Here is a 25,016-nt window from a genome sequence, read left to right as displayed (position 1 = left end):
TGCAGTCTAGCGTCAGAGACCCGACTCGTCGGTGCGCACGAGGATGCGATCGCACTCGGGGCACTGCACGACGTCGTCGGGCGCCGCACGGCGCACCGACTCGAGGTCGGAGCCCGTGAGGGTCATGGTGCAGCCGCCGCAGGTGCGCTGGCGCAGCAGGGCGGCGCCGACGCCGGCGCCCTTGGCACGGCGCTGCTCGTAGAAGCCGAGGAGCTCCGCGGGGACGCCCGCGGCGACGACCTCGCGGTCGCGCTCGGTCTGCTCGCGCTCGACCGCGAGCGTGCCCGCGGCCTCGTCGCGCTCGGCCTCGAGCGCGGTCACCTCGGTGACGATGGCGGCGCGCTGGAGGTCGATGCTCGACACCGCGACCTCGGCCTCCTCGACGCGCTCCATGACGACGAGCTCCTGGTCCTCGAGGTCGGAGCGGCGCTTCGCGAGCGACGCGAGCTCACTCTCGAGCGCCTGCACGTCCTTGACGGACGAGGTGTGCTGGAGCCGCTCGCTGTCGCGGGTCATGCGCGCCTCGACGAGTGCGACGTCGGACTCGAGGCGGGCCAGCTCGGCCTTCGCGTCTTCGAGGACGCCGACGGCCTCGGCGCGCGTGCCGCGCACCGCGGTGTCGCGCTGGGCGAGCTCGGCGAGCGGAGCGGTCTGCGGCAGCGCGCCCAGCCGGTGCGCGAGCTGCGCCAGGCGGGTGTCGATCGACTGCAGGCGCAGCAGTTCCTGCTGCTCGGCGGGGCTGGCCTTCACGTGGTGCTCCTCGAGGGGGTCGGGGTGGAAGAAGTCATCATTGCACGACCTGGAAGTCCCAGGGGTCGGTGCGGATCTCGCTCACGGCGACCTCGACGCCGGGCAGCGCCGCGCGCAGCTCGGCGGCGGCGGTGTCGAGCCAGAGCCATTCGCTCGCCCAGTGCGAGACGTCGACGAGTGCGGGGCCGCCGCCGACGAGTGCCTGCTCGCGCGCCTCGGAGGCGGGATGGTGCCGGAGGTCGGCGGTCACGTAGGCGTCGGCGGCCCGCACGAGCGGGTGGCCGAGCAGCGAGTCGCCCGCGCCGCCGCACACGGCGACGGTACCGACGGGATCGTCGAAGCCGCCCGCGACGCGGACGCCCGTCGCCGTCGGCGGCAGCAGCTCGGCGAGGTGCCGGGCGAGGCGGCCGAGGGTGGTCGGCTCGGCGAGCCGACCCACGCGCCCGATGCCGGTGACACCGTCGTCGGATGCCTCGATCGGCTGCGTCTCGACGAGACCGAGCCGCTCGGCGAGCACCGCGGAGGTGCCGGTCGCGACGACGTCGGCGTTCGTGTGCGCCGCGAGCAGCGCGCAGTCGGCCCGGATGAGCCTCGCGAGGAGCGCACCCTTGTAGCGGTCCTCGGCGACGGTCGTCACGCCTCGGAGCAGCAGCGGGTGGTGGGCGATCAGGAGATCGGCGCCCTGTTCGACGGCCTCGTCAACCGTCGCGGCGACGGCGTCGACCGCGAGCAGGATGCGCCGAACGGGCGCGTCCATCGCTCCGGAGACGAGCCCCGAGGCATCCCACGGCTCGGTGCCCGATGCCGGCCACAGCCGTTCGGTGACGGCGAGGACATCGGCGAGTTGCTGGGGCACCCGTCCAGCCTAGCGTCGGGTCACAGCGCGATGCCGATCGCGAGCACGATGACGCCCAGGGCAGGGATGACGCCCTGCTTGAGCGCTGCACCTGCCTTGTCGGGGCTCGAGAGCAGCAGCACGAGGCTCGCCGCGACCATCGAGCCGGCGCCGGTGAAGACGAGGGTGGCGCCGACGACGTGCTCGCCGATCGCGAAGAACATGATGCCGAGCCCCACGGCGATCGCGAGGAACAGGTTGTAGAAGCCCTGGTTGAACGCGAGCTCCTTCTGCGCGGCGGCCTGCTCGACCGAGCCGGTGCCGAAGATGCGCCTGGCGCGCTTGCTCGTCCACGCGATGGACTCGAGGTAGAAGATGAAGACGTGCACGAGCGCAGCGACGCCCGCGAGCACGAGTCCGGCGATGACCATGGAGAGAGGCTCCTTCGGATACGAAATCCCTCCGCATGCTTTCACACCCTCGTCGCAGTCGCCAGCGAGGACCGGGGCTACATCTGTCGGTCGCGGCTGACTTGTTCGTCCACGACGCAGAGGGACTCCCGCACGCCGCCTCGGCGAACTGGCCGAGCCCCCGGTCGACATGGGTCAGGTCGCTCGAGACTGAGTCAACCGTCGAGATTGAGTCTCGCCGCATCCCCGACCACGCAGACCGATTCCGCGGAGAACGTGATCTTGCCCGGGATGACGGTGATGTCGACACCCCTCACCTCGTCTCCGCCCTCGCCGATCAACCACACATGCGGCTGGTCTCCGGGGTTCCCGTCACGAGTGTCGAGGCTGGTGACCATCCCGCGGTCTTCCCAATGATCGCGGACCCGTCGGACGACCGCGTCCATTTCGACGGCGTCACTCGTGTCACCTTCCCAGCCGATTCCGCTGCTGTAGCTGACGCCGGTTCCGCCGTCGGCGAGGGCACACGGGTCGGCGCGAAACTCCTCATGAACGTCGATCGTGTGGAGCCACCCATCTGCAGACAGCCCGGATGCGTCAACCGTCGAGGCGAGCAGGGTCAGCATGGTCTCTCGGGACTCGGTGGGCGTCATGGATCGTTCCCCTTCGCTCGGCCCGGCGCACCCGGTCAGGAGCAGTGCTCCCGCCACGACAGCAGCCGTCATCACGCTTCGGGGGGTCATCGTACGTTCCAATCCGTGGAGGAAGTGTAGCCGTGCCCGGCGCCGTAGGGCCCCGAGTCGACCAGCCCCCGCTGCACAGGCGTGCGCAGCACCAGTCCGCCATCAACCAGACGCAACATCGACACCCAGGACGCGCCCCTCCATACGACGATCCGCGCACGAGGTTCGGGACCCCAGCGTAGGTGCTTCACCGACCCGACCAGGGGTCCACTGATGCGGTGTCGATGAACCGACCGATCCGGGATGTCGGCGACGATCGATTCGGGAGGGGTATCGGACTCGAGCCGAGGTCACGAGGAGTGGGCCCTGCCGGGCTCGAACCGACGACATCCACGGTGTAAACGTGGCGCTCTACCAACTGAGCTAAAGGCCCGTCGCGTAGGTGCGACGCATCGCCATGCTATCGCGGACGGCGCGCTCAGCCCGCCCGCAGCAGCTCGAGCGCCTCGCGGTACTGCTCGATCGAACGCGGCTCACCGGGCCCCGTCGCGAACGCCGCCCGGACGACGCCGGACTCGTCGATCACGAACGTCGCGCGCGCCGCATGACCGCGCTCCTCGAGGAACACGTCGTAGGCCCTCGCGACCTCGCCGTGCGGCCAGAAGTCGGCGAGCAGCGGGAACTCGTAGCCCTGCTCCTCGGACCAGGCGCGCAGCGCGAACTTCGAGTCGACCGAGACGCCGACGAGGTGCACGCCAGCGCCCTCGAACAGCGAGCGGGCGTCGCGGAGCGCAGCCAGCTCGCCCTCGCACGTGCGCGAGAACGCGAGGGGGAAGAAGACGAGCACCACCGGCTTCTCGGCGCGGAGCGTGGCCAGCCCGACCGCGCGGCCGTGCTGGTCGACGAGTTCGAAGTCGGGGGCGAGGGCACCGATCTGCAGCGGCATCCGTTCTCTCCTCTGCTTTGTCGGAAGGCTGAGCGAAGGCACAGCCGACCGAGCCGAAACGTTGTGCGAATGTCACTAGTATGGCCAAGTGTGATCGGTCGAAACCCGGCCGTTCGTCGTGCGCGCAGCACCTCGCGCGCGGCATGATCTGCCGTAGAGAAAGGTCGAGTGTGACTGTCAACGACCAGGACCCCTACTCCGTCGAGGCGATGGACGCCGATCCCGAGGAGACGAGCGAGTGGGCCGAATCCCTTGACGCCCTCGTCGCCGAGAAGGGCCACCAGCGCGGGCGTGAGATCATGCTCAGCCTGCTCAAGCGTTCGAAGGAGCTCCACCTCGGCGTGCCGATGGTGCCGACGACCGACTACCTGAACACCATCGCCCCCGAGAACGAGCCCGAGTTCCCCGGCGACGAAGACATCGAGCGCCGCTACCGCGCCTGGCTCCGCTGGAACGCCGCCATCCTCGTGCACCGGGCGCAGCGCCCCGGCATCGCCGTCGGCGGCCACATCTCCACCTACGCGGGCGCCGCCTCGCTCTACGAGGTCGGACTCAACCACTTCTTCCGCGGCCAGGACCACCCCGGCGGCGGCGACCAGATCTTCTTCCAGGGCCACGCCTCCCCCGGCATGTACGCCCGCGCCTTCCTCGAGGGGCGTCTCAGCAACGACGACCTCGACGGCTTCCGGCAGGAGCGCTCGCGTGCCCCGCACGGCCTCTCGAGCTACCCGCACCCGCGCCTCATGCCCGAGTTCTGGCAGTTCCCGACCGTGTCGATGGGCCTCGGCCCGATCAACGCGATCTACCAGGCGCAGCTCAACAAGTACCTCACCAACCGCGGCATCAAGGACGCCTCCGACCAGCAGGTCTGGGCGTTCCTCGGCGACGGCGAGATGGACGAGGTCGAGAGCCGCGGCCAGCTCCAGGTCGCCGCGAACGAGGGCCTCGACAACCTCAACTTCGTGATCAACTGCAACCTCCAGCGCCTCGACGGCCCGGTGCGCGGCAACGGCAAGATCATCCAGGAGCTCGAGAGCTTCTTCCGCGGCGCCGGCTGGAACGTCATCAAGGTCGTCTGGGGCCGCGAGTGGGACGACCTGCTCGCACGCGACCACGACGGCGCGCTGCGCAACCTGATGAACGTCACCCCCGACGGCGACTACCAGACCTACAAGACCGAGTCGGGCGCCTACGTGCGCGAGAACTTCTTCGGCCGCGACCCGCGCGCGCTCGAGCTCGTCTCGCACCTCAGCGACGACGAGGTCTGGGGCCTCAAGCGCGGCGGCCACGACTACCGCAAGATCTACGCGGCGTTCAAGGCGGCCACCGAGCACAAGGGCCAGCCCACGGTCATCCTCGCGAAGACCATCAAGGGGTACGGCCTCGGCAAGTCCTTCGAGGGGCGCAACGCGACGCACCAGATGAAGAAGATGACCCTCGACAACCTCAAGACCTTCCGCGACGAGATGCGCATCCCGATCTCCGACGCGCAGCTCGAGGAGAACCCCTACCTGCCGCCGTACTACCACCCCGGCCAGGACGACGAGGCGATCCAGTACCTGCAGGAGCGCCGTCGCGAGCTCGGCGGCTACGTGCCCGAGCGTCGCTCGAAGCACGTCGCGCTCAACCTGCCCGACGACTCGACCTACGCGATCGCGAAGAAGGGCTCGGGCACGCAGGAGATCGCCACGACGATGGCCTTCGTGCGACTCCTGAAGGACCTGATCCGCTCGAAGGACTTCGGCCACCGCATCGTGCCGATCATCCCCGACGAGGCGCGCACCTTCGGCATCGACGCGTTCTTCCCGACCGCGAAGATCTACAACCCGAACGGCCAGCACTACACCTCCGTCGACCGCGAGCTGCTCCTCGCCTACAAGGAGAGCCCGCAGGGGCAGATCGTCCACGTCGGCATCAACGAGGCCGGCGCGTTCGCCGCGTTCACGAACATCGGCACCTCGTACGCCACGCAGGGCGAGCCGCTCATCCCGGTGTACGTCTTCTACTCGATGTTCGGGTTCCAGCGCACGGGCGACGCGATGTGGGCGGCCGGCGACCAGATGGCGCGCGGCTTCATCATCGGCGCGACCGCCGGGCGCACCACCCTCACGGGCGAGGGCCTCCAGCACGCCGACGGCCACTCGCCGCTGCTCGCCTCGACGAACCCCGCGGTCGTGTCGTACGACCCCGCCTACGGCTACGAGATCGGGCACATCATGCGCGCCGGCCTCGAGCGCATGTACGGCGGCAACCACGCCGATCCGAACGTCATGTACTACCTCACGGTGTACAACGAGCCGATCGTGCAGCCCGCCGAGCCCGAGGGCGTCGACGTCGAGGGCCTGCTCCGCGGCATCCACCGTCTCTCGGAGTCGACGGTCGCCGGCCCGAAGGCCCAGCTCCTCGCCTCCGGCGTCGCCGTGCCGTGGATTCTCGAGGCGCAGCAGCTCCTCGCGGAGGACTGGGGCGTGTCGGCCGACGTCTGGTCGGTCACGAGCTGGTCCGAGCTGCGCCGCGACGGCCTCGCCTCCGACGAGCACAACTTCCTCAACCCCGACGCCGAGCGTCGCGTCTCGTACCTGACGCAGAAGCTCGCGGGGGCCCGCGGCCCGTTCGTCGGCGTGTCCGACTACATGCACGCGGTGCCCGACCAGATCCGCGCCTACGTGCCCGGCCAGTACGCGACGCTCGGTGCCGACGACTTCGGGTTCTCCGACACGCGTCCGGCCGCGCGCCGCTACTTCAAGATCGACGGCCCGTCGGTGGTCGTGCGCACGCTCGAGCTCCTCGCCGAGCGCGGCGAGGTCGACCGCGCACTGCCCGCGCAGGCGATCGAGAAGTACCGCCTGCACGACGTGAACGCCGGCACGACCGGATCGGCCGGCGGCGAGAGCTAGCGGGCGACGAGGTGGCGACGAAGCCGAAGACGAAGGCGGAGACGCTCGCGTGGTTGCGGACCATCGCGGGCGAGCTCGCGACCGCGACGCTCAAGCGACTCGAGGACACCCTGCCGTGGTACGGCGACATGCCCCCGAGCCGCCGCTCCGCCGTCGGCCTCGTCGCCCAGGCCGGCATCTCCTCGTTCATCGCGTGGTTCGACGACCCTCGATCGACGCCCTGGATCGCCGCCGACGTGTTCGGCGCGGCTCCGCGTGAGCTGCTGCGATCGGTGAGCCTGCAGCAGACGCTGCAGCTCATCAGGGTGACGGTCGAGGTCGTCGAGGACCGCGTGAAGGACGGCGGCGAGCCGCTCCGCGAGGCGATCCTGCTCTACTCGCGCGAGATCGCCTTCGCCGCGGCCGACGTCTACGCGCGCGCCGCCGAGGCGCGCGGCCTCTGGGACGCCCGTCTCGAGGCGCTCGTCGTCGACTCGATCCTCTCGGGTGAGGCCGACGACGAGCTGCCCAGCCGCATCGCCGCGCTCGGCTGGCACGGGCACGGCGAGGTCGCAGTGCTCGTCGGCACGGCGCCGAAGCAGCTCGACGTCGACCACGTGCGACGCGCGGCCCGGCACATGCACGCCGATGTACTCATCGGCGTGCAGGGCAACCGGCTCGTGCTCGTCATCGGCCGCGCCGACCCGCTCGCCCGCGAGGCGGAGGAGTCGATCGGCACCGCGCCGGCGCTGACCTTCATGGAGATCGCCGCGCAGCTCGAACCGCACTTCGGCCCCGGGCACCTCGTGCTCGGACACGCGGTGCCGAACCTCGTCGACGCGTCGAAGAGCGCGAAGGCGGCCCTCGCGGGCTTCGCCGTGGCGCGCTCGTGGCGCCATGCGCCCCGACCGGTGCACGCCGACGACCTGCTGCCCGAGCGAGCGCTCGCGGGCGACCCGCTCGCCCGTGCGACGCTCGTGCACCGCATCTACCGCCCGCTGCGGGCGCACTCGACCGAACTGCTCACGACGCTGTGGAGCTACCTCGACAACGGCCGCTCGCTCGAGGCGACCGCACGCGAGCTCTTCGTGCACCCGAACACGGTGCGGTACCGCCTGAAGCGCGTCTCCGACGTCATCGGGTGGGACGCGACGGGGGCCCGGGAGGCGCTCATCCTGCAGTCGGCGCTCATCATCGGTTCGATGAGCGATCACGAGCACAGCACGCCGCGCCGTCCCTGATCGCGCACCGTGCGCGTCGCACGAGACGTTGGCGTCGCCGCCGCTGTGTCGTCGACACAAGGGTTTCGCGAAGAGCTTGTAGCGTGTGCACACCACATGCGGCCCGCTGATTGGCAGACTGGGGTGGTGATCGTCGTCGTCTGCCCTGGACAGGGCTCTCAGACCCCCGGATTCCTCGCCCCCTGGCTCGACGTGCCCGGCTATGCCGAGCGCCTCGACGCCTTCTCCGCCGCCGCGGGCCTCGACCTGGCCGCGCACGGCACCGTCAGCGACGCCGACACGATCCGCGACACCGCGGTCGCGCAGCCCCTGATCGTCGCGGCGGGCCTGCTCACGCTCGGCGGGCTCCTCGCCGACGGCCGGGCAGCGCGCATCGGCGGCATCGCAGGCCACTCGGTCGGCGAGATCACCGCTGCCGCCGGCGCGGGCGTCCTCAGCGACACCGACGCGATCGGCTTCGTCGCCGAGCGCGGTCGCGCCATGGCGGATGCCGCGGCGCAGGTCGCGACCGGCATGAGCGCCGTCATCGGGGCCGACGAGGCCGAGCTCCTCGCGCGCCTCGCCGAGCTCGGGCTCGAGCCCGCGAACTTCAACGGCGGCGGGCAGATCGTCGTCGCCGGCGCGCTCGACGCGCTCGAGCAGCTGAAGGCCGAGCCGCCGGCCGGTGCGCGCGTCATCCCGCTGCAGGTCGCCGGCGCCTTCCACACCCGGTACATGCAGCCCGCGGTCGAGCGTCTCGCGCAGGTCGCCGCGACGCTCGCTCCGGCCGACCCCGCCCTCCCGCTGTGGACGAACCGCGACGGCGGCAGCGTGGCATCCGGCGCGACCTTCCTCGAGCTGCTCGTCGGCCAGGTCTCCTCGCCGGTCCGCTGGGACCGCTGCATGGAGTCCTTCGGCGAGGCCGGCGTGACCGGCATCATCGAGCTCGCGCCCGCCGGCGCGCTCGTCGGGCTCGCGAAGCGCGCCCTCAAGGGCGTGCCGACCGTCGCCGTGAAGACGCCCGACGACCTCGCCGCCGCGATCGACCTCATCGACCAGGCCGCCTGACCCCCGCATCACGAGAAAGCCGAGCATGACGAGACCTACGCTCCAGCAGTCGCACGGACCCGCGTACACCCGCATCTACGCCCTGGGCGCCGCCCGCGGCGAGCACGCGGTGCCGAACGACGACCTGATCGGCCCGATCAACTCCTCCGACGAGTGGATCCAGCAGCGGACGGGCATCATCACCCGCACCCGCGCCGGCGCCGAGGTGTCGGCGCTCGACCTCGCGACCGACGCGGCGAAGGAGGCGATCGAGCGCTCGGGCGTCGCACCCGAGCTCATCGACCTCGTGATCGTCGCGACGATCTCGAACGTGCAGCAGACCCCGTCGATGGCCGCCGTCGTCGCCGACCGGGTGGGCGCGAACCCCGCCGCGGCCTACGACAGCAACGCCGCGTGCGCGGGCTACGCCTACGCGGTCGCGCAGGCCGACGCCCTCATCCGCACGGGCGGAGCGCACTACGCGCTCGTCATCGGCGCCGAGAAGCTCTCCGACGTCGTCGACCCGACCGACCGGAGCATCTCGTTCCTGCTCGGCGACGGCGCGGGCGCCGCGGTCATCGGCCCGAGCGACACGCCCGGGATCGCACGCACGGTGTGGGGCTCCGACGGCTCGAAGGCGGGCGCGGTCGGCATGAACGGCACGCTCGTCGAGTTCCGCGACGGCACCGCCGAGTGGCCGACGCTGCGCCAGGAGGGCCAGACGGTCTTCCGCTGGGCCGTCTGGGACATGGCGAAGGTCGCGAAGCAGGCGCTGGATGCCGCGGGCGTCACGAGCGCGGACCTCGCCGCCTTCATCCCCCACCAGGCGAACATGCGCATCATCGACGAGTTCGCGAAGCAGCTGAAGCTGCCCGAGTCCGTCGTCATCGCCCGCGACATCGCGACCACGGGCAACACCTCGGCCGCGTCCATCCCGCTCGCGACGCACCGTCTGCTCGAAGAGCACCCTGAACTCTCGGGGGGCCTCGCCCTCCAGATCGGCTTCGGCGCCGGCCTCGTGTTCGGCGCCCAAGTGGTGGTTCTTCCCTGAACCGCCGACCCCTGTCCATCTAGACTGTCTCTCGGTCAAACGAGACACCCCTCAAGGAGAAGAACCATGGCATTGTCCACCGAAGAAGTGCTTGCCGGCCTGGCCGAGCTCATCAACGACGAGACCGGCATCGCGACCGACACGGTTGAGCTGGACAAGTCGTTCACCGACGACCTCGACATCGACTCGATCTCGATGATGACCATCGTCGTCAACGCCGAAGAGAAGTTCGACGTGAAGATCCCCGACGAAGAGGTCAAGAACCTCAAGACCGTCGGCGACGCCGTGAGCTTCATCGTCAAGGCCCAGGCCTAGTCGCTGCGACGAGCGGGCCGCGGCATCGCCCGGCCCGCTCGATCCGTTTTCCTTCGTCTTCCTCCCCGGAGTGTTTTCGTCATGACCAAGAAGATCGTCATCACGGGTATCGGTGCGACCTCGCCCATCGGCGGCACCGCTCGTGACAGCTGGAACGCGCTGCTCGCCGGCGAATCCGGCGCCCGTGCCCTCGAGCACGACTGGGTCGCCGAGCTCGAACTGCCCGTGACCTTCGCCGCGACCGCCAAGGTCGCCGCCTCCGAGGTGCTCGAGCGCCACGAGATGAAGCGTCTCGACCCCTCGAGCCAGTTCGCCCTCATCGCCGGCCGCGAGGCCTGGGCCGACGCGGGCGCCCCCGAGGTCGAGCCCGAACGGCTCGCCGTCGACTGGGCGACCGGCATCGGCGGCGTCTGGACCCTGCTCGACGCCTGGGACACCCTGCGCGAGCGCGGCCCCCGTCGCGTGCTGCCCATGACCGTGCCGATGCTCATGCCGAACGGCCCGGGCGCGGCGGTCGGCATGGACCTGCACGCCCGCGCCGGCATCCGCACCGTCGTGTCGGCGTGCGCCTCGAGCACCGAGTCGCTCGTCAACGCCTACAACCAGCTGCAGGCCGGCGAGGCCGACGTGGTGATCGCCGGTGGCTCCGAGGCGGCGATCCACCCGATCACCATCGCCTCGTTCGCGTCGATGCAGGCGCTCTCGAAGCGCAACGACGACCCCGCGACCGCCTCGCGGCCGTACGACGTGAACCGCGACGGCTTCGTGATGGGCGAGGGCGCCGCCGCGCTCGTCGTCGAGACCGAGGAGCACGCGAAGGCCCGCGGCGCGCGCATCTACGCCGAGCTGCTCGGTGGCTCGGTCACGAGCGACGCGTACCACATCACCGCGCCCGACCCCTCGGGTCTCGGAGCCTCGCGGGCGATGCGCGCGACGCTCGAGGCGGCCGGTCTCGAGCCGGGCGACGTCGCGCACGTGAACGTGCACGCGACGAGCACGCCCGTCGGCGACATCGCCGAGTACACCGCGCTCCGCGAGGTCTTCGGCGACCACCTCGACAACATCGCGATCAGTGCGACGAAGGCCTCGACCGGGCACCTGCTCGGCGGTGCCGGCGCCATCGAGGCGATGTTCACGGTGCTCGCGCTCCACGAGCGCACCGCTCCCCCGACGATCAACGTGGCCGAGCTCGACCCCGAGATCCCGCTCGACGTGGTGCGCGAGCCGCGCACGCTCGCCGACGGCGAGCTCGTCGCGATCTCGAACTCGTTCGGTTTCGGCGGGCACAACGCGGTCGTCGGGTTCCGTTCGGTCTGACGCCCTCCCGCATGACGAAGGTCCCGGTGCGAATCGCACCGGGACCTTCGTCGTCGCCGGACCTGCTGCTTCACTCGTACGTCTGCCGGGGACTCGTCCGTCCGACCTCCGCGTCGCGCCGCAGCGGGCCCGTGGTCGAGGTCACCCCACCTGGTGCAGCCAGACGACGGGAGCGAAGTCGCTCGCGTGGCGGAACGGCTCGAGCTCGTCGTCCCACGCCTGCCCGAGGGCGAGCCGCAGCTCTCGGTGCACTTCGAGGGCGTCGAGCCCGCCGACCTCGAGGGCGTAGCGGATGCGGTCCTCGGGGATGACGGTGTTGCCCGCGGCGTCGGTCTGCGCGAAGTAGACGCCGAGGTCGGGCGTGTGCATCCATCGCGCACCGTCGTTGCCGGGCGTGGGGTCTTCGCTCACCTCGAAGCGCAGCTGCTCCCAGCCGCGCAGCGCCGAGGCGATCTTGGCGCCCGTGCCGGGCTCGCCCTCCCAGTAGAACTCGGCGCGCATGGCGCCGCGGAGCACGGGCTGCTCCTGCCATTCGAAGTTCACGGGTACGCCGAGGGCACGGCCCGCCGCCCACTCGACGTGCGGGCAGAGCGCCCGCAGCGAGGAATGCACGAACAGCACACCCCGCGCGGAGCGTGTGGCCCGCGCGACCGTCTCTGCCATCTCCTTCTCCGTTCTGCTGAGGTGCGTCTTCCCCTACGACCTCTGAACGGCAGGTGGCCGGATCTTCGATTGTGCGCGGCAGGTGCCGCATCGCCGATTATGCCCCGGATCAGGGCGGTTCACAAGAGGACTGGCCCGGCGGTGCGCCAGGTACCGGGGATCACTATGCTCGGTGAAGTATTCGCCCGACATCGAAGGAGTCGCGGATGGCCGTTCGTGAGGCACTGCTGGCGTCGCTCATCCCCGGACCCGGCTACGGGTTCCAGCTCCACGGCGCGCTCGCCGTGCGGACCGGCGGCCGGCGCCAGGTGAACGTCGGGCAGAGCTACGCGACGCTCGAGCGCGCCGCGAAGGCGAAGCTGATCGAGTCGGCCGGCGCCACCGACGACGGGCTGCCGCTGCACCGGCTCACCGCGGTCGGCCGTGCGGCCGCCGGTGCCTGGCTGGGCGGCGAGGATGCCCCGGGCGCCGACCCCTGGGACGAGACCGTCGACCGCGTGCTCATCGCGGCCTCCCTGCCCGGCATCGACGCGTCGTCGATCGTCGAGGCCGAGGCGCAGCGCTGGCGCGAACGGCTGGCCGCGGCCGAGCTCGATGCGGGCCCGGCGTCAGGCGCCGAGCCCGCGCTCGCGTCGCTCGCGCGGGCGGCCGACGCCGCGCGGGCCCGCGCCGCCGTCGACTGGCTCGAGCGCGCGGCCTCGGCCGTGGCATCCGGACCCTCGCTCGAACTCGTGCCGAGCGCCGAGCGCCCCCGGCGCGGCCGCCGCCCGTCAGCTGCCGCGCGCACGACGGACGCCGACGATCAGCCCTCGGCCATCGCGTAGCTGTCGACCACGGCGAGCTCGAGCGGGAAGTCGACCGGGAAGTCGCCGAAGAGGAGCCGCCCCGAGCTCGCGGCGCACTCGGCCACCGCGGCGGCGACCTCGTCGGCGCGATCGGCCGGCGTGTGGACGATGATCTCGTCGTGGAGGAAGTACACGAGGTGCGGGACCTCCGCGAAGGCCGTGCCCGAACGGGGCGCCCGCGTGTTCGACGGCGGAAGCGCGCTGAGCCGGGTGCGGAGCGCCGCCATCCAGCAGAGCGCCCATTCGGCGGCGCTGCCCTGCACGACGAAGTTGCGGGTGAAGCGCCCCCATTCGCGCGCCACCGAGCGCGCGCGCCGCTCGTCGACGGCGGTCGCCTCGGGGTCGCTCGCGCGCGCCTGCGTCTCGCGCCACGAAGCCGGAGGCAGGGGCGAGGAGCGGCCGAGGTTCGTGGTGACCCGGCCTCCGCGCTCCCCCACCGCAGCGGCGCGGTCGACGAGGGCCATCGCACGCGGATAGGCCCGCGCGAGCCGGGGCACGAGCCGACCGCTGTCGCCGGTCGTCGCGCCGTACATGGCCCCGAGGATCGCGACCTTCGCCTGGTCGCGCGTCTCGACGACCCCCGCGTCGACGATGCCCCGGTAGAGGTCGGTGCCCCGCGCGGCGCCGGCGAGGGCCTCGTCCCGGGCGAGTCCGGCGAGCACGCGCGGCTCGAGCTGGGCGGCGTCGGCGACGACGAGCTTCCACCCGGGGTCGGCGACCACTGCGGCGCGCACGTTCTTCGGCAGCTGGAGCGCTCCGCCGCCCGAGGTCGCCCACCGGCCGGTTGCCGTGCCGCCCGGTACGTAGTCAGGGCGGAAGCGACCGTCGACGATCCACTCGTCGAGCCATGACCACCCGTTCGCGCTGAGCAGCCGAGAGAGGCGCTTGTAGGCGAGCAACGGCGCGATCGCCGGGTGGTCGTGCTCGCGCAGCTCCCACTTGGCGGTGGAGGCGACCTGGATGCCTGCGCGCCGCAGCGCGCGGAGCAACTCGACCTGCGAGTCGAGGTTGACGGTCGGCTGCTCCAGCGCGGCGCGCACCTCGAGGGCCAGCGCCTCCATGCGGGCGGGCTTCCACCCCGGCTTCGGCTTCGCTCCGAGCTCGCGTTCGAGCACGGCCTCGTGCACCGCACGATTCCACGGCAGGCCGGCCGCCTGCAACTCGACTCCGATGAGCGCACCCGCCGACTCGGCGGCGAGGAGGAGCTGCATCGCGCGCGGTCGCGCGCTCGCCTCGACGAGGCGCATCTGCCGCCGGTACTCGGCGACGACGGCCTCGACCGGGACGTCGCCCGCGAGCGGATCGGATGCCTCGCGCCCCGCAGGCGCCGCGGACGCTCCGCCGACCGTGGACCCGACCGCTCGGTCGTCGGCCGCGACCGGGCCGACGATCGGCGCACCGCCCCCGTCGCCGAACTCGTCGAACTCGCCGATCTCGAAGAGCGCGGTGCCGCGAGGGGCCGCGGCGGCACCGGCGGCCGGGACCGTCACCCCTTCGCCGCCGGCGAGGTTGGGCGCCGCCGCGAGCCACTGCGGGCGGACCTCGTCATCGGCCGCGCGCGCCGCGAGGACGTCGGCGGAGCCCTCCACGATCGCCCCGCCGAGCAGGAGGTCGTGGCAGCGCTCGACGCGCACGCCTGCGGCGAGCAGGGCGGGATACCAGCGGCGGACGTCGCTCCACACCCATCTGGGGCGCTGCCGCTCGAGCTCGGCGACCGTGGCGGGCAGCTCGTCGGGCGCGACCACGGCGAGCGGCTGGGCGGGTTCGCCGAGATCGACGAGCGCGACCCGGCCGCGCGGCGCCGTTCCGATCGCGATCCGCATCCCACCATTCTCGCGCCGGGCACCGACAGCGTCGCATCCGGATGCCGCGCCCGCCCCGGTGTCGGTGGTGGCGGGGATGATCGTCGGCATGACGAGCACAGGAGGCGGCGCATGGTCGCGGTGAGGTTCCGCTGCGGGCACGGGGCGCCGTCGGGCGACGGCACCGTGACGATCTCGCGCGGCTGCCCGCTGTGCATGCTCGTCGACGAGACGCAGCGTTCGCGCAGCGAGCTCCTCCGCAGGGTCGCCCCCGCGCAACGGGCACGGCTCGCGGCCGAGACCCGCATCGGCGCCGAGTACGACTGGCGGTGCGAGCGCGGGCACGACCGCTACACCGCGACGGTCCGCGAGGCGCTGACGAGCCCCGGCTGCCCGAAGTGCCGACGCAACGCCGCGGGGCCGAGCGCCGCCCGCGAGGCCGGGCTCGCGTACATGAACCACGGGCTGCGCACTCGCACCTCGGCGACCGAGCAGCGACTGCGCATCCTGCTCGGCGAACGCATCCGCCTGCACCATCGGGTCAACGCCGTGCGCATCGCCCGGACGTTCTACGGCCGCCAGGAGGTCTGGCCCGACATCCTCGTGCCGCAGCTGCGCATCGCCGTCGAGTACGACGACCCCGGTCGCTCGCGGCGGGCGCATTCGGGCCTGAAGGCCGCGTCCGACCTCGAGAAGGACGAGGCGCTGCACGAGGTGGGTTGGGACGTGATCCGCATTCGCGCAGGCGGTCTCGAGGCGATCAGCCCGACGAGCATCGTGTGCCGCGCCCTGACCGTCGAGGTCGTCGACGAGGTCGTCGCGATCATGCGCCGGCTTCGCGGCGATGCCGCCGTCGACGCGCTCGCGGTCGCCGGAGTCGCGCCGGTCGCCGCGTCATCGTGAACCGGCTGCCGGGAGTCGACTGCCTTGAGCGGCGCCTTCCCGATGGCGGCGATTCCGCACCGGCGGCATCATGAAGTCACGCACCGATGAAGGGGGCACCATGCTGATCTACTCGATGAGCGCCTCGGTCGACGGCTACATCGCCGACCGCGACGGAGTCTTCGACTGGTCGGTGCCGAGCGAGGAGCAGTTCCGCTTCCACCTCGAGGAGACCCGGTCGCTCGGCGGCGTGGTGTGCGGGAGGCGGCTCTACGAGGTGATGCTCCCGTGGGAGAACGATCCGTCGCTGCGCGACGATGAACTCGGTGCCGAATTCGCCGAAGCGTGGAATGCGCTTCCGAAAGTGGTGTTCAGCCGCACCCTCGGCCGCGTGGAGGGCAACGCGCGGCTCGCCGAGGGGTCGCTCGCCGAGGAGGTGGGCGCGATGCTCGCGGCCACCGACAAGCACGTCGAGATCAGCGGTGCGGGCCTCGCCGGCCAGGCCATCGAGCTCGGGCTCGTCGACGAGTTCCGCATCTTCCGAAACCCGGTCATCGTCGGCGGCGGCACCCCGCTGCTGCCGCCCGTGACCGTGCAGGTCGACCTCGAGCTCGTCGAGACGCGCACGTTCGCGTCGCGGGTGATCTACGAGCGCTACCGGCTCGCCGGGCGAGGAGCTGCGTGACGCGCAGCGCGCAATCGACGCGCCCTACTCGACGAGCTGCGTGAAGAGCTCGTAGACCATGAAGGCCGGCCAGAAGATGCCCTGGAAGAACGCCCAGATGAACAGCCAGAACTCGTCGGCTCGCTGGAAGAAGAACACCCAGGCGCCGATGACGCCCAGGCCGTAGATGGCGCCGCCGCCGGCGAAGCATCCGGTGTTGGAGCTCTTCTCGTTCATCTCGCGCCTCCACGAATCGATGGCCCGCCCGTCAGCTGCAACCTACTCCGAGCCGAGGCCGACGGAAAGGGCGATCGCGTCGCGAGATCCGGCGTCTCGGCGACGGGGCTCCGTGACGCCGATCCGGGGCTTCGTCTTGGCTCGGCGAGACCTCGTCTGCTAGGAAGGGTGCGCCCCCTATCGGCACGACGATTGGACCCGACGATGAGTTCCTCCACCCTGCAGACCGAGCCCGAAGCCCTGAGCGACTACGCCGCAGTCGGCGGCGCCCCGGCGATCACCGCGGTCGTCAACCGCTTCTACGAGCTGGTGCTCGGCGACGACGACCTCGTGCGCTACTTCGACGGCATCGAGATGGTCCGCCTCAAGCGGCACCAGGTCGCGCTCGTCTCGCACGTGATGGGCGGGCCGGTCGTGTACGAGGGTCGCGACGTGCGCACGGCGCACGCCGGCATGGGCATCTCCGCCGATGACTTCGCGGCCGTCGCGGGTCACCTCGTGACCGCGCTGACCGAGGCGGGCGTGCCGGCCGAGATCATCGACCGCACCGTGAGCGCGGTCGCGGCGACGCAGCCCGACATCGTCGAGGTCACCTCGACGCAGGAGTGATGCGGTGGACACCGCCGCGCTGAAGCACAGCTGGTCGCTCGCCGAGTCGCTCGGCGACGAGGTCCCGCTGTTCTTCTACTCGCACCTCTTCTACACCCACCCCGAACTGCGGGGGATGTTCCCGGTGTCGATGGCGACCCAGCGCGACCGGCTCGTCGGCGCGCTGGGTCGCATCGTGTCGAACGTCGACCAGCTCGACGAGGTCACCGCGTTCATCCAGCAGCTCGGTCGCGATCACCGGCGCTTCCAAGTGGTCGCGGGCCACTACGACGCGGTCGGCCTCTCGCTGCTCACGACGTTGAAGCACTTCCTGGGTGACCAGTGGACGACCGAGCTCGCGGCCGACTGGGCCGCGGCGTACGGGGTCATCGCCACCGCGATGGTGCAGGCCGCCGAGGAGTCGGAGAGCGACAGCCCGGCCTTCTGGGAGGGTCTGGTCACCGCCGTCGAACGTCGGAGCATGGAGCTCGCGATCGTGCAGGTGCGCCCCGAGCCCGCGCTGACCTTCGAGCCAGGGCAGTCGGTCGCGGTCGAGACGAGCTACGCGCCTCGCCTGTGGCGGTATCTCAGCATCGCGAACGCGCCCCGGCCCGACGGCTCGCTCGAGTTCCACGTGCAGCTCGTGCCGGGCGGCCAGGTGTCGAGCGCGATCGTGCGCAAGCTCAAGGCCGGTGACGTGCTGCGCCTCGGGGCGCCCGTCGGCAACGAGCTCACCCTCTCCTCCGACGAGCACGGTCGCGACCTGCTGATGGTCGCCGGAGGAACCGGGTTCGCGCCGCTCCGCGCGCACCTGGAGCGCATCGACCTCGACTGGCAGCAGACCGGGCGGGCGCCCCGCGTCCACCTCTTCCACGGTGCACGCGTGCCGTGGAACCTGTACGAGCACCGCCTGCTGCAGAGCCTCGCGGGCCGACCCTGGTTCACCTACACGCCGGTCGTCTCCGACGACCCGAGTTACCCGGGTCGCACGGGGCTGGTCGGCGAGGTCGCGGTGGCCGAGGGGCTTCGTCCCGACGCCCTGGCGATGGTCTGCGGCTCCCCCGCCATGGTGCGGCACACGCTCACGCAACTCCGCAGCGCCGGCCTGAAGGCCGGTGATCTCCGATTCGAGCAGTTCGCGACGCTCGAGGACGACGGTGCGAGCGGCCCCCGTCGCGACATCCGAGATGGGCAGCCGTCAGCGCAGCCCGCCGAACGATTGGGAAGTGCACGATGACGCCCGACCCTGAGAACGAACTGCAGCCCGACGCCCTCTCGACGCCGCCGCCCGCGCCCGACCCGGTGGCCGTCGTCGACCTCGCCCACGCCATCGCCCGGCTTCCCAAGACCGACCCGGCGAAATTCACCGTGCGCCACATCGGGGCGGGCTACGACCGCTCCGAGATCGACGAGTTCCTCGCCGAGCTCAACGAGGCGATCGACACCGTGCGCGACGCGGCGGAGCACGATCGACGCGAGATCGACGCGCTGCGCGCCGAGAACGCGCGACTCAGCTCCACCGCCGAGGCGAAGCACGACGAGGAGGTCACGCTCGGCGCCGTCGACCTGCTCTCTCAGGCGCAGACGATCGCCGACCGCGCGGTCGCCGACGCCGAGCAGTACGCGCGAGACCTCGTGCTCGCCGCGCGCGAGGAGTACCGCGACGTGCTGGAGCGCGCTGCGCGCGCCGAAGAGGCGCACGCCGTCGCCGGTGCCACCGCGCCCGATGCCGCAGCTCACGGATCGATGCCCGAGATCGAGTACGTGCGCACCTACGCGAAGGTCGCGCAGGTGCAACTGCGCTCGGTGCTCGAGGCGCTCGCCGAACAGGTCGATCGGCTCGGCACGCTGCCGCATCCCGACGGCGCGCCTGCCAGCGGGGCTCCGGCCGCGGTCGTCGACGACCACGACGTCATCGACGACGAGCCCGACTGGCTGCCCGCGGTTCCGCCCGAGCCCGCGATCCAGCGACAGACCTACATCAAGCCCTGACCGCGCTCGGTGCGGCCGGCGGAGGCGTCGGCCGCACGGGCGTTCACCGGCGCCGGCATGCGATGCGGTCCAGACCGCGACCGGCCCGGCCCGCATCGCGGCGCACGCGTTCAGAAACGGCCCGTGGCGTCCTGCTGACCGGCGACTTCCTGCGTCCGCACGCCGTCGAGCGCGTCGGCGCCTTCCTCCTTGACGGTCTCGACCGCCTCGGCGGCACGGTCCTTGACCGCGATCGCCGCATCCTGCGCCGGCTCCTTCAGATGGCCGGCCGAGTCCTTGACGGCCTCGGTCACCTCGTCCACGAGCGGCTCGGCTGCCTCCTTCGCCTTCTCGGCGACTCGTTCCTCCGCCTTCGATGCAGGAATGAGCGAGGCGGCGAGCAAGCCCGCACCGAACGCCATCAGGCCGACGGCGATGGGGTTGCCCTGTGCGGTCGCCGCGACCTTGCGCGGCGCGTCGGCAATGGCCGAGCCCGCATCCGACATCGCGTCCCGCGCGTCGTGGCCGGCATCTGAGGCCACGCCCATCACGCGATCCTTCAGCCTCGTGAGCGCGTGCTTCACCTTCCGTCCCTGTCGCTCGGCGACCTTGCTCGGGTTCACCTTGTCGGCGAGGGCGTCGACGTCCTGGCCGAGTTCCGTCCGCGTACGTTCGATGTCTTCGCGGATCACGTCGGGGTTGCTCATCGGTTCTCCTCATTTCGCTTCAGTGCGTCGGGAATCTCCTTGATCGTCTCCACGGTCTCGGGCATGCCGGTGATGGACTCCATCTCGCGCTTCCCGACGAGCGCGAGCACGAGTGCCACGATTCCCCAGACAGCCGCGACGATCACCGCGGACCAGGCGTTGCCCATCACGTACCCGAGCCCCCACCACACGGCGATCGACAGGAACGTGAGGGCGAGGACGCCGGCGACACCCGCGCCGCCGAACATGCCGGCGCTCTTCCCTGCTCTCCCCGCGGACTCCTTGAGCTCCGCCTTCGCCAGCTCGACCTCTTGGCGCATGAGCGTCGAGATGTCGCGGGAGACTTCGGACAGGAGTTGTCCGATCGTGCTCTCCTCAGCTTGTCGCTCCGAGGGCGTGCGCGGGTCGGGGAATCTCGGATCGCTCACGGCAGATCACCTGTTTCGCCTCCGACGCCGGGGGCCGGTCCCCCACTGCCGGTGCCTGTGACTCCGACCGTGGTGGCACCGCGCGCCGGGGTCTCACGCAGCGGAGGCACGCTCGGCGCGTCGAAGGGGTCGCTCGGCACCGAGTCGCCCGGTCGAAGGCCGGTCGCGGCGCCGGACCGCGTCGTGGAGCCGGGGTCGAGAGCACCGGCCGTGGAGCCCGACGGCTCGTCGTTCGAGGACGACGCGAGTGCGCGAACCAGACGTCCGACCACGAGACCGGCGCCCACGGCGACGGCGATGAAGACACCGGGCCGACGACGCGCGAAGCGCTTCACTTCATCGACGACGCCGGCAGGGTCACGTGTTCCGAGCCAGGTGGCGACGGCATCCACCCGCTCGCCCGCGGCCCGCACGATCTGGGGCGCGTAGCCGCTGTCATCGGATCCGTCGGCCATTCTCGAGAACGACGTGCCCGCGGCGTGGAGGGCGTCGGCCGCACGCGTCTGCTGCATCGCAGCCTGCCCGCGGAACTCGTCTCCGACCTGTCCGGCGAGCTTCTTCGCCTGCCGTCCGACCTCCGATGCGACCGATCGCGTCTCCTGCTTCGCGGTGTCCACGACGTGGTGCGCCGCCTCGCCCGCATCTGCGCCGGCCGACTGCGTGCCGCGGTTGCGGTCGTCGCTCGAGCGCATCGCCCCGGTGGTGTCGGCGGGCCAGCCGCCCTCGGCGTCCGTTGCATTCAGATTGCTCATGGGCCTGCCTTCCTTTCGTGCTTCACGGTCACGTTAGGTCGGAGAACTTTTCTGGAGGAGGGACTTCACATCCGCGCGATCAGCGCGTATAACCGCGCGGGCGCAGCCGCAGCGCGGGGCCCGGCGTCGTGCCTCGACCTCGTCGAGCGGTCGAGGGGGGCTCGGTGTCAAGCCCCTACTCCATGCCCCGCCCCGCAGTTACCGTGAGCGCACCGTCGGCCGCGGCGACGTCCCCGCCGGCGTCGATCCGCATCCCACCATCGCGGCGAGGAGGTGTCGAAGATGATCTGCCGGAATTGCAGGGCCCCGGGCGTGCGGATCATGCGGGCGTCGCCCGCGAAGGCGAACCTTCCTCGGCCGCCATCGATGGCCGTCTGCGTGCGGTGCGGCGAGACGTGGGTGCTGCTTCCGCCGAGCGACGGGCGGTAGCCAGCGACCACCCCGACGGCCGACCACCTGCCGTCACGACTCGCCGTTCTTCCGGCGCCCCTCGGCGAGAAAGGCGAGCCGATGCAGCGTCTCGCGGTGCGCAGGTGCAATGGCGGGTCGGTGAGCAGACGCGGCACCCACGAGCCCGGACCTTCGACCGCCTCCTCCTGTATCCGGACGAGGCATCCCTCGCGATGCTCGCGGACCTCTATGGTGACCCGCGCCTCACCGATCGGCCAGCCCTTCGCGCGCATCACGACGCGATGCGGCGGCCGCCATTCGACGACGACCGTCTCGTCGTCGATGACCGCCGGCCAGACGCCGACGGAGTGCGCGAGCCAACTGCCCGCCGCGGGCCACGCCGCATCGACGTCGCGCATGCGCGATGCGCCCACGACCCACGCGGGGTAGAGCCATCCGTCAGACAGCACCTCGAACACCGCCGACGGCTCGCATCGCAGGATCCGGACGTTGCGCGACATCCCGTCCCCTCCCGGTGCCGGTCCGCGCGCGGAACCGCGGCGAATCCCCTCCGAAGCTCGCGACCGGCGCGCGAGTCTTCGCGGGGTTGACAGCGCGCCGGCTCGCTTCAGGAGACCGCGGGCTCGTGCTCGCGACGCGGGACGCCGGGCACCGGCCGCGCGTGTTCGGGCGGCTCGTTCACGATGCGCAGGACTCCGGACATGCCGGCGACGTCGGAGAGCGCCTCGAGCCAGGCGTGGTTGACCGACGGTACGCGATTGCCGGCGTACACGAACTCGAGAGGCGACCGAGAGGTCAGCCAGATCGTGATCGCGCGCCCCTCGTGCCGGAAGCTCGCGGCGAAGCGCTCGTCGCGCCGGAACTTGTCGATGATCACGATCTGCAGATGCGTGAGTGTTCGATCTTCGATCTCGATCTCGAGCGTCGAATTGTAGATGAACGTACCCATTGCCGTTCGCCTCCGTGCAGTTCTGCATGGATCGGTCACCGGGGCCGAAACCGATATGCCGAGAGAACTTCGCGACGGAGATGTTGCGGTATCGACGCTATTCGCTCCACCCCCAGTTCGGGGGATTCGTGGGACGTTCGGTACGTTCTGCCCGGTGCCCCTGCGTGAGAGCGGCACGGCCGGCGCGCTCACCCGAGGCCGAACTCGTCGAGCTCGTCGAAGTCGTCGACCTGCTCGGTCTGCGGCCGCGCGAGCCACGACTCGAGCGCCGCGGCGCCGATCACCTCGTCTTCGTCGCCGTCCCCGTCGTCGACCTCGACCACCTCGACGGAGAGCGTCATGCCCGGGGAGACGAAGATGCTCACCCTCCGCGTGGCCGTGTGCACCGTCTCGACGAAGCCGCCGCCGGCGCGCACCAGCGCGGTGATGTTCGCCATGACGACCTCGGGGTCGTCGGTGCGCGGGAGGAGGTATTCCCGTCCTTCGAATCGCACGCGGACCTGCTGCATGTGCTCGAGATCCTCTCCGGTGTTCGGGCCCGGGACAGGTCAGTCGTCGATGGTGTGGTCCCCATTGGCGGGGTCGTCGATGGCCGGGTCTTCGATCGGCACCAACGACAGGAGCACCCCGGGCGTGATGAGCAGATCGGCCGCCACGTTCCGCCCCTCCCCGATGTTCACCCGGAGCCAGGACGGCCCAGCGGACACGGCGCCGAGGATTTCGTGCTGGACGTCCTCGTAGTCGCGCCCCGAGATCGAGTAGTGCTGGCCGCCGTAGTAGACGTCGATCCGCTTCATAGCTCTCCGCTCCTCGCCTGCTCGTCGGGTCTCCTCGCCGGCTCGTCGGGTTCGGGAACGAGGTGCAGGCCCGACGCGGAGTTCGCTGCCTGGCTCAGCGCCTCGATCCAGGCGCGATTGATCGCCGGCGGCCTCGAGCCGTAGTACTTGTACACGATCGTCGCCGACGGATGGATCCAGATCGTCGTCCGGCCGTCGCCGATCGACGCATCGTCGCGCCAGGAGAAGTGGAAGGACTCGCCCCGGCGCAGCTTCGCCCCGATGACGTACTGCAGATGCGCGAGGACGCGATCCTCGAAGTCCACGCGAAGCGCCTCGTACATGAACTTGCCCATGGCAGACTCCCTCCTACGAGTAGCGATCGGGCACAGTTTCACACCGTTTCGCCGCCGCGCAACCCCCCTTGCGCTGGGGGACGATGCGCGCATACTCGGGGCATGAGGCGACTCCACTACGCGAACGGGCATCTGATCACCCCGGATGCCGTGAGCAAGGCCGTGCTCCGCTACGCACGCGCCCTCGCCGACGTGCACACCTCCGATATCGTGACCATCCCGGTGCTCGGCGAAGGCGGCGCGGTGATCTCCGTGCACATGCTGATCGGACCGGCCAGCCAGCTCTATTCGACTCCCATCGCCGACTCCATCGAGGAGTTCACCGATCCTGAGCTCGTCGACGACCTCGAACGGCGCACGCGTGAGATCCAGCCGTCCACCGTCGCATGGCCCGATGAGATGCTCGACATCGGCCTCGACCCCGAGGACCTCGAGAGCCCGTTCGGGAGGTGAGCTCCCGGCGGCACGCTCCACCCGTCCCTCGTTCGCCGCTTCCGCGACCCCGGCGCATCGACCGATCGGTGGATTCCGAGATCATCCGCGGTCGCTGAGATCGGCGCCACCGGGCCGATGACGGCCGCCGGCGATGCCGCGAGGCTCGAGTCATGCCAGTCATCGACGTCACCGAACTCACGAAGCGCCACGGCGGCCGCACCGTCCTCGACGGAATCACGCTCTCGGTCGAGGAGGGTGAGATCTTCGGCATCCTGGGACCGAACGGCGCTGGGAAGACCACCATGGTGGAGATCATCGAGGGACTCCACACCGCCGACAGCGGATCGGTGCGGGTGCTCGGGCTCGACCCCGCCGCCGATGGCCGAAGACTGAAGCAGCACATCGGCGTGCAGCTGCAGCACACCGATCTGCCCGACCATCTCAAGGTCTGGGAGGCACTCGACCTCTACGCCTCCTTCTACGAGCGCCCGCGCGACTGGCGCGAGCTGCTGGAGGAGTGGGGGCTCGCCGAGCTCCGGAACACCCGCTTCGCCAAGCTCTCGGGTGGCCAGCAGCAGCGCCTCGACATCGCACTCGCCCTCGTGGGCGCGCCGCGGGTCGCGTTCCTCGACGAGCTCACCACAGGACTCGACCCGCAGGCCCGCCGTGCGACCTGGGAGCTCATCGAGCAGGTGCGGGCGAGCGGCGTGACCGTCGTGCTGGTCAGTCACTTCATGGACGAGGTGGAGGAGCTGTGCGATCGCGTCGCGGTCGTCGATCGCGGGCGCATCGTGGCGCTCGACACGCCGGCCGGGCTCATCGACGGCGTCGACGCCGAGCATGCGATGCGGTTCCGGCTGGCATCGGATGCCTCCGACGAGCCCCTCGTGGCCGTGCGGAGCCTGCCCGGGGTCGCGTCGGTGCAACGCAGCGGTGCCGTGGTCACGGTGTCGGGCCGAGGCGACTTCGCCACGGGAGTGACGTCGCTCCTGGCCCGGGAGCACGTGCTCGTCTCGGACCTGCGCATCGAGACGCGCACCCTCGACGACGCCTTCGTCGCCCTCACGGGCCGCGACTTCGACGTCTGACCCCGACGCATC

General features: G+C 71.1%; 30 protein-coding genes and 1 tRNA gene. 14 read left to right on the top strand and 17 right to left on the bottom strand.

Annotated elements, in window-relative coordinates; all coding sequences use genetic code 11:
- Positions 1-12: 12 nt before the first annotated feature.
- The 6 genes from ACFVSL_RS14875 to ACFVSL_RS14850 all read right to left on the bottom strand — a co-directional run bounded on the left by ACFVSL_RS14875 (position 13) and on the right by ACFVSL_RS14850 (position 3,624).
- Positions 13-750, bottom strand: a complete 738-nt coding sequence (locus tag ACFVSL_RS14875) for a zinc ribbon domain-containing protein (RefSeq protein WP_386941749.1) — start codon at positions 748-750, stop codon at positions 13-15.
- Between the two features lie 37 nt (positions 751-787).
- Entirely contained in the window at positions 788-1,606 is an 819-nt protein-coding gene (locus ACFVSL_RS14870) for a Nif3-like dinuclear metal center hexameric protein (protein WP_386941748.1), read from the bottom strand.
- A gap of 20 nt (positions 1,607-1,626) precedes the next feature.
- Complete coding sequence (locus ACFVSL_RS14865) at positions 1,627-2,016, bottom strand: DUF1304 domain-containing protein (protein WP_386941747.1); 390 nt, start codon at positions 2,014-2,016, stop codon at positions 1,627-1,629.
- A gap of 194 nt (positions 2,017-2,210) precedes the next feature.
- Positions 2,211-2,648, bottom strand: coding sequence for a hypothetical protein (locus tag ACFVSL_RS14860; RefSeq protein WP_386941746.1), 438 nt, complete (start codon positions 2,646-2,648; stop codon positions 2,211-2,213).
- A 390-nt stretch (positions 2,649-3,038) separates the two neighbouring features.
- Positions 3,039-3,111, bottom strand: a tRNA-Val gene (locus ACFVSL_RS14855).
- A gap of 45 nt (positions 3,112-3,156) precedes the next feature.
- Positions 3,157-3,624 carry a peroxiredoxin gene (locus ACFVSL_RS14850; RefSeq protein ID WP_386941745.1) on the bottom strand — a complete coding sequence of 156 codons (468 nt, stop codon included), beginning with the start codon at positions 3,622-3,624 and terminating at the stop codon, positions 3,157-3,159.
- A gap of 170 nt (positions 3,625-3,794) precedes the next feature.
- Here ACFVSL_RS14850 and aceE point away from each other — a divergent pair, with 170 nt between their 5' ends.
- From aceE to ACFVSL_RS14820, 6 genes are all read left to right on the top strand, one after another.
- Positions 3,795-6,521 (top strand): pyruvate dehydrogenase (acetyl-transferring), homodimeric type, encoded by a 2,727-nt coding sequence (gene aceE / locus ACFVSL_RS14845; RefSeq protein ID WP_386941744.1) that lies wholly within the window; start codon positions 3,795-3,797, stop codon positions 6,519-6,521.
- An 11-nt stretch (positions 6,522-6,532) separates the two neighbouring features.
- Positions 6,533-7,741 carry a PucR family transcriptional regulator gene (locus ACFVSL_RS14840; RefSeq protein WP_386941743.1) on the top strand — a complete coding sequence of 403 codons (1,209 nt, stop codon included), beginning with the start codon at positions 6,533-6,535 and terminating at the stop codon, positions 7,739-7,741.
- Between the two features lie 126 nt (positions 7,742-7,867).
- Positions 7,868-8,788 carry an ACP S-malonyltransferase gene (locus ACFVSL_RS14835; RefSeq protein ID WP_386941742.1) on the top strand — a complete coding sequence of 307 codons (921 nt, stop codon included), beginning with the start codon at positions 7,868-7,870 and terminating at the stop codon, positions 8,786-8,788.
- 25 nt (positions 8,789-8,813) lie between these two features.
- Entirely contained in the window at positions 8,814-9,818 is a 1,005-nt protein-coding gene (locus tag ACFVSL_RS14830; RefSeq protein WP_386941741.1) for a beta-ketoacyl-ACP synthase III, read from the top strand.
- A 66-nt stretch (positions 9,819-9,884) separates the two neighbouring features.
- Entirely contained in the window at positions 9,885-10,133 is a 249-nt protein-coding gene (locus tag ACFVSL_RS14825; protein WP_026378239.1) for an acyl carrier protein, read from the top strand.
- Positions 10,134-10,214: 81 nt separating this feature from the next.
- Positions 10,215-11,450, top strand: a complete 1,236-nt coding sequence (locus ACFVSL_RS14820) for a beta-ketoacyl-[acyl-carrier-protein] synthase family protein (protein ID WP_386941740.1) — start codon at positions 10,215-10,217, stop codon at positions 11,448-11,450.
- Between the two features lie 141 nt (positions 11,451-11,591).
- Here the strand turns inward: ACFVSL_RS14820 and ACFVSL_RS14815 are convergent, their stop codons facing one another.
- The gene (locus ACFVSL_RS14815) at positions 11,592-12,113 is read right to left on the bottom strand and encodes a DUF3145 domain-containing protein (protein WP_386941739.1); all 522 of its coding nucleotides are present in this window, start codon (positions 12,111-12,113) and stop codon (positions 11,592-11,594) included.
- Between the two features lie 206 nt (positions 12,114-12,319).
- On the opposite strand from ACFVSL_RS14815, the gene ACFVSL_RS14810 reads away from it, so the two are divergent.
- The gene (locus ACFVSL_RS14810; RefSeq protein WP_386941738.1) at positions 12,320-12,937 is read left to right on the top strand and encodes a PadR family transcriptional regulator; all 618 of its coding nucleotides are present in this window, start codon (positions 12,320-12,322) and stop codon (positions 12,935-12,937) included.
- Here the strand turns inward: ACFVSL_RS14810 and ACFVSL_RS14805 are convergent.
- The gene (locus tag ACFVSL_RS14805) at positions 12,916-14,781 is read right to left on the bottom strand and encodes a bifunctional 3'-5' exonuclease/DNA polymerase (protein WP_386941737.1); all 1,866 of its coding nucleotides are present in this window, start codon (positions 14,779-14,781) and stop codon (positions 12,916-12,918) included. The genes ACFVSL_RS14810 and ACFVSL_RS14805 overlap by 22 nt on opposite strands.
- Positions 14,782-14,892: 111 nt before the next feature.
- Between ACFVSL_RS14805 and ACFVSL_RS14800 the strand changes: the two genes are divergently transcribed.
- Positions 14,893-15,663 (top strand): hypothetical protein, encoded by a 771-nt coding sequence (locus tag ACFVSL_RS14800; RefSeq protein ID WP_386941736.1) that lies wholly within the window; start codon positions 14,893-14,895, stop codon positions 15,661-15,663.
- Between the two features lie 100 nt (positions 15,664-15,763).
- Positions 15,764-16,327 carry a dihydrofolate reductase family protein gene (locus tag ACFVSL_RS14795; RefSeq protein ID WP_386941735.1) on the top strand — a complete coding sequence of 188 codons (564 nt, stop codon included), beginning with the start codon at positions 15,764-15,766 and terminating at the stop codon, positions 16,325-16,327.
- A 24-nt stretch (positions 16,328-16,351) separates the two neighbouring features.
- Here the strand turns inward: ACFVSL_RS14795 and ACFVSL_RS14790 are convergent, their stop codons facing one another.
- Positions 16,352-16,543 (bottom strand): hypothetical protein, encoded by a 192-nt coding sequence (locus ACFVSL_RS14790; RefSeq protein ID WP_386941734.1) that lies wholly within the window; start codon positions 16,541-16,543, stop codon positions 16,352-16,354.
- Positions 16,544-16,747: 204 nt separating this feature from the next.
- On the opposite strand from ACFVSL_RS14790, the gene ACFVSL_RS14785 reads away from it, so the two are divergent.
- From ACFVSL_RS14785 to ACFVSL_RS14775, 3 genes are read left to right on the top strand one after another with little or no spacing between them, the layout of a single operon-like run.
- On the top strand, positions 16,748-17,152 hold the full coding sequence (locus ACFVSL_RS14785) for a group 1 truncated hemoglobin (RefSeq protein WP_376945014.1): 405 nt from the start codon (positions 16,748-16,750) through the stop codon (positions 17,150-17,152).
- A gap of 4 nt (positions 17,153-17,156) precedes the next feature.
- A complete protein-coding gene (locus ACFVSL_RS14780; protein WP_386941733.1) occupies positions 17,157-18,368 on the top strand; it encodes a globin domain-containing protein in 1,212 nt (403 codons plus the stop codon).
- On the top strand, positions 18,365-19,123 hold the full coding sequence (locus ACFVSL_RS14775; RefSeq protein ID WP_386941732.1) for a hypothetical protein: 759 nt from the start codon (positions 18,365-18,367) through the stop codon (positions 19,121-19,123). The genes ACFVSL_RS14780 and ACFVSL_RS14775 overlap by 4 nt, the downstream gene beginning before the upstream one ends.
- A 110-nt stretch (positions 19,124-19,233) precedes the next feature.
- Here the strand turns inward: ACFVSL_RS14775 and ACFVSL_RS14770 are convergent, their stop codons facing one another.
- The 8 genes from ACFVSL_RS14770 to ACFVSL_RS14735 all read right to left on the bottom strand — a co-directional run bounded on the left by ACFVSL_RS14770 (position 19,234) and on the right by ACFVSL_RS14735 (position 23,481).
- Positions 19,234-19,809, bottom strand: coding sequence for a DUF3618 domain-containing protein (locus ACFVSL_RS14770; protein ID WP_386941731.1), 576 nt, complete (start codon positions 19,807-19,809; stop codon positions 19,234-19,236).
- Entirely contained in the window at positions 19,806-20,237 is a 432-nt protein-coding gene (locus ACFVSL_RS14765) for a phage holin family protein (RefSeq protein WP_386941730.1), read from the bottom strand. Before ACFVSL_RS14765 ends, ACFVSL_RS14770 begins: the two co-directional genes overlap by 4 nt.
- Positions 20,234-20,989, bottom strand: a complete 756-nt coding sequence (locus tag ACFVSL_RS14760) for a hypothetical protein (RefSeq protein WP_386941729.1) — start codon at positions 20,987-20,989, stop codon at positions 20,234-20,236. Before ACFVSL_RS14760 ends, ACFVSL_RS14765 begins: the two co-directional genes overlap by 4 nt.
- Positions 20,990-21,156: 167 nt before the next feature.
- Complete coding sequence (locus ACFVSL_RS14755) at positions 21,157-21,900, bottom strand: SRPBCC domain-containing protein (RefSeq protein ID WP_386941728.1); 744 nt, start codon at positions 21,898-21,900, stop codon at positions 21,157-21,159.
- A gap of 107 nt (positions 21,901-22,007) precedes the next feature.
- Entirely contained in the window at positions 22,008-22,349 is a 342-nt protein-coding gene (locus ACFVSL_RS14750; RefSeq protein ID WP_386941727.1) for an ATP-dependent DNA ligase, read from the bottom strand.
- Between the two features lie 188 nt (positions 22,350-22,537).
- A complete protein-coding gene (locus ACFVSL_RS14745) occupies positions 22,538-22,858 on the bottom strand; it encodes a hypothetical protein (protein WP_386941726.1) in 321 nt (106 codons plus the stop codon).
- Between the two features lie 39 nt (positions 22,859-22,897).
- Positions 22,898-23,146, bottom strand: a complete 249-nt coding sequence (locus tag ACFVSL_RS14740; protein WP_386941725.1) for a hypothetical protein — start codon at positions 23,144-23,146, stop codon at positions 22,898-22,900.
- Positions 23,143-23,481: an ATP-dependent DNA ligase gene (locus ACFVSL_RS14735; RefSeq protein WP_386941724.1), complete on the bottom strand. Its 339-nt coding sequence runs from the start codon at positions 23,479-23,481 to the stop codon at positions 23,143-23,145. Before ACFVSL_RS14735 ends, ACFVSL_RS14740 begins: the two co-directional genes overlap by 4 nt.
- 102 nt (positions 23,482-23,583) lie before the next feature.
- Between ACFVSL_RS14735 and ACFVSL_RS14730 the strand changes: the two genes are divergently transcribed.
- Positions 23,584-23,934, top strand: coding sequence for a hypothetical protein (locus ACFVSL_RS14730; RefSeq protein WP_386941723.1), 351 nt, complete (start codon positions 23,584-23,586; stop codon positions 23,932-23,934).
- 152 nt (positions 23,935-24,086) lie between these two features.
- Positions 24,087-25,004 (top strand): ABC transporter ATP-binding protein, encoded by a 918-nt coding sequence (locus tag ACFVSL_RS14725; protein ID WP_386941722.1) that lies wholly within the window; start codon positions 24,087-24,089, stop codon positions 25,002-25,004.
- The last annotated feature ends 12 nt before the right edge of the window (positions 25,005-25,016 follow it).

This window comes from Agromyces sp. NPDC058064 (assembly GCF_042885275.1).
GTDB lineage: Bacteria > Actinomycetota > Actinomycetes > Actinomycetales > Microbacteriaceae > Agromyces.
This window is presented reverse-complemented; position numbering and strand designations above follow the sequence as displayed.